The 692-nt window shown below is 65.0% G+C and carries 1 protein-coding gene; it reads right to left on the bottom strand.

All coding sequences use genetic code 11. The features are described from left to right. Positions 1 to 692 (bottom strand): replication restart helicase PriA (priA, locus tag QVP03_RS02515; RefSeq protein ID WP_288210611.1); only part of this gene is annotated, 692 nt, incomplete at both ends.

Below are 692 nucleotides of genomic sequence, written 5' to 3'. Positions count from 1 at the left end.
GGTTGTTCAGCAGGTTGTCGGCATTGAGGATACCCACGAGCGACACGCCGCCGAAATCGAACCCCTTGGTAATCATCTGCGTTCCGACCAGGATGTCGGTCTTGCGAGCCTCGAAGTCGGCGATGATGGCGTTGAACGCCCGCTCCGAAGTCACGCTGTCGCGGTCGAGCCGCGCCACGCGCGCCGCGGGGAACAGCCGTGCGATCTCCTCCTCGACCTTTTCGGTGCCGAAGCCGCGCGGAACCACGTCCGTCACCTTGCACGACGGGCACTTCGCCGGCACGGGGGCCGTATAGCCGCAGTAATGGCAGACGAGCTTCCCGCCTCCCTTGTGGTAGGTGAGCGTCACGTTGCAGTGCGGACAGCGTGCCGTCCACCCGCACTCCGAACACTCGACATAGGGCGCGAACCCGCGGCGGTTCTGGAACAACATCACCTGCTCGCCCCGCCCGAGCGCCGCTTCCATCTTGTCGAGCAACAACTTGTTGAAATGCGCATGCCGTTCGCCGCGTTTGGCGGCGCGGATCGTATCCGAAACGAATATTTCGGGCGGCCGGGCATCCCCGTACCGTTCCGTCAGGGAGGCGAGCCCGTACTTTCCGCTTCCGGCATTGACCCATGTCTCGAGCGAAGGCGTAGCGCTTCCCAGCAGCGTCCGCCCGCCCCACAGCCGTGCCATCACCACGGCGCAG

It is taken from the genome of Alistipes sp. CAG:29 (assembly GCF_000435435.1).
GTDB classification, from domain to species: Bacteria; Bacteroidota; Bacteroidia; order Bacteroidales; family Rikenellaceae; genus Alistipes; species Alistipes onderdonkii.
The sequence above is the reverse complement of the archived record's forward strand: the minus strand, read 5'-3'. Positions and strand labels throughout refer to the sequence as shown.